Source organism: Streptomyces aurantiacus JA 4570 (genome assembly GCF_000414115.1).
GTDB lineage: Bacteria > Actinomycetota > Actinomycetes > Streptomycetales > Streptomycetaceae > Streptomyces > Streptomyces aurantiacus_A.
Genome location: NZ_AOPZ01000272.1, coordinates 1 through 7,894 on the forward strand (window position 1 = coordinate 1; position 7,894 = coordinate 7,894).

The 7,894-nt window shown below is 72.8% G+C and carries 7 protein-coding genes and 1 pseudogene; 5 read left to right on the forward strand and 3 right to left on the reverse strand.

What is annotated here, in order from left to right; all coding sequences use genetic code 11:
- Positions 1-458, reverse strand: a pseudogene (locus STRAU_RS43075) (protease); the annotation flags it as partial.
- Between the two features lie 197 nt (positions 459-655).
- Here STRAU_RS43075 and STRAU_RS24650 point away from each other — a divergent pair.
- The 3 genes from STRAU_RS24650 (at position 656) to STRAU_RS24660 (ending at position 3,313) form a co-directional block, all read left to right on the forward strand.
- Positions 656-1,501, forward strand: a complete 846-nt coding sequence (locus STRAU_RS24650) for a glycerophosphodiester phosphodiesterase (protein ID WP_016643103.1) — start codon at positions 656-658, stop codon at positions 1,499-1,501.
- A 53-nt stretch (positions 1,502-1,554) separates the two neighbouring features.
- Positions 1,555-2,187: an ATP-binding protein gene (locus STRAU_RS24655; protein ID WP_078621449.1), complete on the forward strand. Its 633-nt coding sequence runs from the start codon at positions 1,555-1,557 to the stop codon at positions 2,185-2,187.
- A 142-nt stretch (positions 2,188-2,329) separates the two neighbouring features.
- Complete coding sequence (locus STRAU_RS24660) at positions 2,330-3,313, forward strand: DUF5926 family protein (RefSeq protein WP_016643105.1); 984 nt, start codon at positions 2,330-2,332, stop codon at positions 3,311-3,313.
- Positions 3,314-3,599: 286 nt separating this feature from the next.
- Here the strand turns inward: STRAU_RS24660 and STRAU_RS24665 are convergent, their stop codons facing one another.
- Entirely contained in the window at positions 3,600-4,178 is a 579-nt protein-coding gene (locus tag STRAU_RS24665) for a hypothetical protein (RefSeq protein WP_016643106.1), read from the reverse strand.
- 55 nt (positions 4,179-4,233) lie between these two features.
- A complete protein-coding gene (locus STRAU_RS24670) occupies positions 4,234-4,989 on the reverse strand; it encodes a bifunctional DNA primase/polymerase (RefSeq protein WP_016643107.1) in 756 nt (251 codons plus the stop codon).
- A 623-nt stretch (positions 4,990-5,612) separates the two neighbouring features.
- On the opposite strand from STRAU_RS24670, the gene STRAU_RS24675 reads away from it, so the two are divergent.
- Together STRAU_RS24675 and STRAU_RS24680 are read left to right on the forward strand one after the other, a co-directional pair.
- Positions 5,613-7,118 (forward strand): PP2C family protein-serine/threonine phosphatase, encoded by a 1,506-nt coding sequence (locus tag STRAU_RS24675; RefSeq protein ID WP_052029230.1) that lies wholly within the window; start codon positions 5,613-5,615, stop codon positions 7,116-7,118.
- Between the two features lie 153 nt (positions 7,119-7,271).
- On the forward strand, positions 7,272-7,894 hold a 623-nt coding region (locus STRAU_RS24680), incomplete at its 3' end, for an aminopeptidase P N-terminal domain-containing protein (RefSeq protein ID WP_037661681.1).

Here is a 7,894-nt window from a genome sequence, read left to right on the forward strand (position 1 = left end):
GACGCGCCCCAGCCGGACCCCCAGCCGCCACCCTGCGCGTACGTCGGCACGGCCGGCGGCGGGGGCGGGGGCCAGGCCCCTGCGGGGGCGTGCCCCGAAGACGCGTGCCCGGAGGGGGCCTGACCGGCGGCGGTCTGGCCCGCGCCCAGGTGCGCGGCGGTGTGGGCGTACGGATCGGGGGCGCTCGGGGCGGGGGCCGGGGTGGCCGCCGGGGGTGCCGGGGTTCGCGCCGGTCCCGCGGGCGGCTCCCCTCCGGCGGAAGCGGAGGCGGGAGCGGCGGGGGCGGCAGGATCGGCCGGGGCGGTCTGCCCCGACCGCTCGGAAGGGGCCGCCGACATCGGCGGAGCCGGTGGCGTCGGCTCCGGCGCGTCGGGGGCGGAAGCAGCGGGAGTGTCCACCGGCACAGGAGGTGCGGACGGGGCCGGGGGTACCTCAGTGCCCTCGTTCTCGGTGCTCACAGCTTCTTCTCCTCGGTCCACGCTGTCGTACTCGGTCACGGCCTGAGAGCAGCAAACGATCAAATCGGTTCAGTTTTGTCTGTAGTCAGCTTTTCCCATGGGCTGTCAGGGCACCATAAGCCGATGCTGTGCGTTCACGGCGGGCGAAACCACCCCATCCGGAAGGCCCAGCCGGCGAGCGATGGCACGATGACGCGGTGACCCACGCACGACAGCACCACATCCAGGTCGTCGCCCACCGCGGAGCCTCCGAGGACGCCCCGGAGCACACTCTGGCCGCGTACAAGAAGGCGGTCGAGCACGGCGCCGACGCCCTCGAATGCGATGTACGGCTCACCGCGGACGGCCATCTCGTCTGTGTCCACGACCGCCGGGTGAACCGCACCTCCAACGGCCGCGGCGCCGTCTCCGCGCTGGAGCTCGCCGACCTGGCCGCCCTCGACTTCGGCTCCTGGAGGTACGGCGGGGAGGGCCCGGACGGGGGCATCGACGGCGAGGGGCCCGACTGGGAAGAAGGGCCCGATCCGGCGGACACCTCGGTGCTCACGCTGGAGCGGCTCCTGGAGCTCGTGGCCGAAAACAATGCCTCCGGACGGCACGTCCAGCTCGCCATCGAGACCAAGCACCCCACCCGCTGGGCGGGCCAGGTCGAGGACCGGCTGCTGCATCTGCTCAAGCGCTTCGGTCTCGACGCGCCACCCGCCGAGGGCCCTTCGCCCATCCGGGTCATGAGCTTCTCGGCCCGCTCGCTGCACCGCGTGCGGGCCGCGTCGCCGACCCTGCCGACCGTCTATCTGATGCAGTTCGTCTCGCCCCGCCACCGCGACGGCCGGCTCCCCCAGGGCGTGCGGATCGCGGGCCCGGGCATCCGGATCGTACGCAACCACCCCGGGTACGTCGCCAAGCTCAAGCGGGCCGGGCACCAGGTCCACGTGTGGACCGTGAACGAGCCCGCTGACGTCGAACTGTGCGCCCGCCTCGGCGTCGACGCGATCATCACCAACCGCCCGAAGCAGGTCCTGTCCCAACTGGGCCGGGGCTGACCGCCGTTACAGGGAGTGCACCGGCGCGTTCGGTCCGTATTCGATGGTGACGAGTGCGTCACCATCCCGGCGTTGGCCGGTTTCCGGTCCAGTCCATTGGGGCATCCACACCGTGGCGTGGGGCAAAGGAGGTCTCGGGGGTGGCGTTTGTGGTGGCACGGGAGGTGCCCGCGTCGTCGAGCATGGCCGTACCCCATGGTCCTGCGGGCGTGGGGGAAGCAAGGCACCGGATGCGCGATCAACTGCGTATCAACGGAGTGTCCGAATCGGTCATCGACGATGCCGTACTGATCCTTTCCGAACTCCTCAGCAATGCCTGCCGGCACGGCAGGCCGCTGGGCGAGGGGATGAACGGGGACGGTGGCGGCGACGACGGAGACGTGCGCGCCGCATGGCGCGTCGACAAGACCGGACGGCTCACGGTCGAGGTGACGGACGGCGGCGGCCCGACCCGCCCGGTTCCGGCCACTCCCTCGGTCACGGCCCACGGCGGCCGCGGGCTCAACATCATCACCGCCCTCGCCGAGTCCTGGGGTGTCCGCGACGACATCCGCGGCGAGGTGACCGTCTGGGCCCTCGTGCAATCCGGGCACCGCCATGAGGATTTCGCTACGCGCGTCGCCGCACCGTCCGCGGCCGCGATAGCCGACCTGGGGTTCAACGACCCTTTCGACGACGGGGGCTGAGGCGCACCCACTGAGACGGACCCGCCGAGACGCGCCCGCCAGGACGCACTCGCTGGGACGCGACAGGCTCTCAGTCCCTCCACCGGTGAACGGCTAGGCTCGCGCCCGTACGCAAGCGAGCCGTAACCGGGAGACACCCACGATGGCCAAGAAGCGCCCGCAGACCAAGGGCAACCAGGGCAGCAAGGGCAAGCAGCCGCAGCTCAAGGACCACGAGGTCCCGGTCGTCGGCGCCCGGGAACCCTGCCCCTGCGGTTCGGGCCGCCGCTACAAGGCATGTCACGGCCGGGCCGCCGCCCACGCGGTGACCGAGCTGGTGCAGCGCCCCTTCGAGGGCCTGCCCGGCGAGTGCGACTGGGTGGCCCTGCGCGAGCTGGTGCCCGCCGCGACCGTCGAGCTCACCCTGAAGGACGGGCTGCCGGAGGGCGTGCCCTCCGTGACCCTCGCGACCGTGCTTCCGATGGCGTGGCCCGCGCTGCGCCGCGACGACGGCTCGGTGCTGCTCGGCCTGCAGAACGACACCTCGTCCGGCGACATCAGCCGCGACCTCGCCGACACGCTGGAGCGCGCGCTCACCACCGAGCCCGGCCAGCCCGTCGCCGGCCGCCGCGCGCCGTCCGAGGGGCCGCGGCTGCAGGACCTGCTCGACGAGAAGAGCGCCTTCGAGCCCGTCGTGCACGCCGGGTTCGAGTTCTGGGTGCCGGACGCGGAGAACGCGACGCCGGAGGTGTCGGCCTCCCTGGAGCGCGCGAACGCCGCCGCCATCCCGACCGTCAAGCTCCCCGGCGTGGACGCCGCGTACTGGTGCGAGACCCCGGAGAAGAACCACCTGCGCTGGGTCATGCCGCACCCCGAGGAGCAGCTGCTCGACGCGCTCGCGCGGCTGCACGCGGCCGGTACGTCGAGCCTCGGCGAGGGCACCCGCCTGGTCGGCTCCTTCCGGGCGCACGGGCTGATCGTCCCGGTGTGGGACCTGCCGAGCGGCATGGGCGCGAAGGACGTCGAGCGGCCCGCCGCCGAGTTCGCCGAGCGGCTCGCGACGGCGCTCGCGGCGACGGAGCCGCTCACGCCGGAGGAGCGGCGGGCGCGCGGCGGACTCACCAACCGCCAGGTCACCCTCAGCTGAGCGAGCGCCGGACGCGGACCGGCCCCCCGGCCCCCGGCCGGACGGCCCGGCGAGCACCCCGCCGTCACTGACCCACCAGTCAGTCGGTTCGGAACACGTGACTCCTGTCACAACTCCCCTTGGATGCAGGTAAATCCCTGTCCGGATAACTGAGATCGAATTTGCCAAGCGCCGATCTCTTGTTACCGTTCAGGTAGCCCGGTTGCTGGTGCATCCCCCGTCGCCAGCAACCGGGCGTTTCCATGCCCGGCGGAAAGTCGCATGCTCAACTGCCCCGTGCCGCCGCCTAGTTGCTGCCGGAGCGCAGCAGCAGCGCGTCGCCGCTCTCGCTCGCGAATTCCGCCACCGCCGCGTACTCCGCCGCGGCGCCCGCCGTGCGCTCCCGGGGTGTTTCGCATACCGCCGGCTCGTCCTCCGCGCCCACCGCGCAGTGCATCTGCACGGTGCGCTCCTTGGGCCCCATGAGGGTCAGTACGGCCTTCAGCGCCCGGCCGGTGGCGTTGCGGTAGTAGGTACGCGCCCAGGTGTCGTCACCCTGGGTCAGGACGCAGGTCTGGGCGTCGACGCCGTCCGGCGTGGAGAGTTCGGGGCCGCATCGGGCGGTGGTCTCGCGCGGGATTGTGTCCTGCGGCCGGGACGGCGATTCGCCGACACCTTCCAGGAGGCCGGCACGTCCCTCCGGGGCAGAGTCCGGAGCCGGGGCCTCGGCGCGCTCGGCCGTGCCCTCCGGGGGAGGCGCCGCGGGACGCTTGGCGTCCTGGAGCACGGGCCCCGCGGACGCGCCGGCGAGCGGCAACAGCGCGGCGACGGCCACGACGCCCAGGAGCGCGAGCAGACGGGGATTCACGGCCGGGCGCGGGTGCATGGCCCGAAGATAACGACCAAGCGCCCCCGGCCCGTTCGCCCCGCGCCCAATTCCCTTACAACTCGGGCGCGCTCACACCCGTACGAGTGAGGGCGTCGACCACGGCGTCCACCACGGCCTGGACGTCCGGCACCCAGGGCGCCGCCGAGCCGGGGAGCGGAGCGCGCTCCCAGCGCACCTGGCCCTGGCCCGTCTCGGACGGCGGCAGGGCGACGTACCCGCCCTCCCCGTGGAAACGGAGGGAGCCGGGGACCCAGTCCTTGGCATACAGCAGGGCGCCCAACTGCTCCATCGAATACGGCGCGACGAGGATGAAGACGCGGGCCGGGGTCGCGATGACCGGGCCGAGGCGGATGCCGGCCTCGTCGAGCGCGGAGAGGGCGCGCGCGCCCGCCATCGCGGGCAGGCTCACGGCGCACGGGGCGCGTCCGCCGGTGGCCAGGAGCACCGGTGCGCCGGGGCGGTTGGTCCACCACCAGCGCACCATGCGCCCGTCGGTGGTGGCGGCGAGCAGGCCCGGGTCCAGCGGGTGGGCGCCGGGGAACGCGCACTCGGGATCGGGGCAGGCGCAGCGCGCGGCGCGGCGGCCGGCGAGCGCGTCGAGACCCTGCCTGACCTGGCCCCCCTGCTTGGCCTGCCTGGCCTGCCTGACCTGCTTGGCCTGGCCTTCGATGCCGACGCCCGGCAGCACGGGCCAGTGCCATGCCGTCGCGAACGTCAGGGCCGCGCCGAGCAGAGCGGGACTCTGGCCAGACTTCCTACCGATTCGCCAGGACAGGAGCCTGCGTCGCCTTCCGAGGATCTCGCGCATGAGCGCTCGTTCCTTTCCGTTACACGCAGAGGGACACTTCGGGCCACATCACACCATGAGTGGATCTCTATCGCCGTGCGTACGAGGTGCGCGTACTAGGTGCATGCAAGTGCGTACAGGTGCGTACAAGCTGGCGCATCACACCCCAGCCTGCGGCATGGGGCTCCCCTATGGGCCGAGCGTTAACGTGGCGTGGGGTGGCGGCGCCTGGCGTTTGCCGTCCCGCGTATTTCTTGCCGCCCGTGCCACGGGAGGATGGGGCACGGTCGCCGTGGGTTACGTGGGTTAAGACGCCCGGGTCCGCCGCCAGGTTCCGGGCACGGTGCAACTGCCCCTGGCCATCACCGAGTACGTACCCATCACGACCGCTGTGACGCTCCTTCGAACAATGTCAGTCGACCGCAATATGCCCTTCGCTGCAACAGTTTCCGGCCAAGTTTTCAAGATCACTTACGGTTCGCAGAATTCACGTCCGCACCACTGGACACCAGGAATCCCCGCAGGACAATGCTGGACATCCCCTCTCCACTGCGTGTAGATGTGGAGACATTGCTAGCGGCGCAGAACAACAGGGGGTTTGCGATGCTATTGAGCAATACGCACCGGCCGGAAAGCCGTCAGCCATGAACGCCCCTCACCTCCCGAAAGTGGCCGGAATCGATTCCACAGTTCCGCCACCCGCCCACACTGCCCCGCCCGGCCCCGGGGCCTCATACGCCCAGGCGGCACCGGGAGCGCTCATCCAGGACCGCCTCGCCGGCTGGGTCTCGGACCTCACCACACTGCACGAACTCACGGAACGCCTGTCCCGCACGACGACACTCGACGGCGCCCTCGACGAGTTCCTGCGCGCCGGAGCCGCCCTGGTCGGCGCCCGCCGCGGCCTCGCCGTCCTGGAGCCGGCCGACGGCCTCGGCCCCGACACCACCGTCGGCCTCGGCCTCGCCCGCGCCGACCTCGGTCATCTGGAGACGGTGCCGCGCGGGGCCACGTCGTTCGGCCGGCTGCTCGACGCCACCGCCGCCGCCCTGCCCGCCACGCCCCTGCCCACGGCGCCCCTCCCCGGCACGGTGTCCACCGGCACCACGGCCGCCGCGGACACCCCGGCCCCGGCGGCCGCCACCGGCGCCACCACCCCCGCGCCCCGGCCCCCCGTCACCGAGATCGTGCAGCCGGACCTCTTCGCCGACGACACCCTCGACCCCCGCCACCGCGAGGTCGCCATCCGCCTCGGGTACGCGGCGAGCTACGCGCTGCCGCTGGTCACCGACGCGGCGGGGCGCGTCGGCGCGGCGGTCTGGCTGTACGACGAGCCCGCCGAACCGGCCGAGCGCCGACGGCATCTCGTCGGCCTCTACGTCCAGCACGCCACCGAGCACCTGGCCCGCCTGGTGGAGCTGCACCGCGCCCGCACGACCGAGGCGACCCTGCGCGCGGAGCTGCTGCCCCCGCGGCTGCCGCGCGTCGCCGGCGTGCAGCTCGCGGCCCGGCACCACACCGGGCCGCGCGGCGGCGGCGACTGGTTCGACGCGCTGCCGCTGCCCGAAGCGGCCCTCGGCCTCGCGGTCGGCTCCGTCACCGGCTCCGGGCCGAGCGCGGTCGCCGCGATGGGACGGCTGCGGGCCTCCCTGCGGGCGTACGCGGTGATGGAGGGCGAGGACCCGGTCGCCGTCCTGTCGGACCTGGAGCTGCTGCTCCGGCTGACCGAGCCCGCGCGCTCGGCCACCGCCCTGTTCGCCTACTGCGAGCCCGCCCTGCGCAAGATCGTGCTCGCCGGGGCCGGGCACAGCCCGCCGCTGATCGTCGGCGAGCGGCGCACGGAGTTCGTGGAGACGTCCCTGTCGGCGCCGCTCGGGATGCTCGCCTGCTGGGAGGCGCCGAGCGTGGAGATCCGCCCGGAGCCGGGAGAAACGCTGCTCCTCTATACGGACGGTCTGCTGCACCGCACCGGTGAAGCGATGGACCGGGCCTTCGCCAAGCTGCACGCGGCGGCCGTGAGCGTGCCGAAGGCCGCCCGCGACGACCCGGCGGCGGTCGCCGACCACGTGCTGCGCACGGTCCTGCCGGAGGGTCTCGACGCGGCCGACAGCGAGGAGGACGTGGCGCTTCTCGCGGCACGGTTCGAGTGAGGCGGCGCACACACCGCCTGAGCGCTCCGGTCAGGGCCTTCCGACCCTGGGCCGCCTTCCGTACGACCGTACGATGAAGAAGGTCCCCCCTTGCCCGACAGGTGCCGGGGGCGGCCCCCGTGTCGTACAGAGCCGTCAAACAGGAGGCAGACCGTGTCGGACGCCCTCAACCCGGAGACCCCGGAAGAGCTGGTGGAGACGGAGGAAGAGCCGATCAAGCAGCGCAAGAACGGTCTCTACCCCGGTGTCTCCGACGAGCTCGCCGAGAACATGAAGACCGGGTGGGCCGACACCGAGCTGCACGACCTGCGGCCGGTGCCGCAGGCGGAGCACACCGCCGCCCGCCGTGCCGCGCTCTCCGCGCGCTTCCCGGGCGAGCGCCTGGTGATCCCCGCGGGCAACCTGAAGACCCGCTCGAACGACACGGAGTACGCGTTCCGCGCCTCCGTCGAGTACGCGTACCTCACCGGCAACCAGACGGAGGACGGCGTCCTCGTCATGGAGCCGACCGCGACGGGGCACGACGCCACCGTCTACCTGCTTCCGCGCTCCAACCGCGAGAACGGCGAGTTCTGGCTCGACGGCCAGGGCGAGCTGTGGGTCGGCCGCCGGAACTCGCTGACCGAGGCCGAGAAGCTGTACGGCATCCCGGCCTCCGACGTCCGCGAGCTCGCCGGCGCGCTGCGCGAGGCCACAGGACCGGTGCGCGTCGTGCGCGGCCACGACGCCGGGATCGAGGCGGCCCTGTCCGACAAGGTCACCGCCGAGCGCGACGA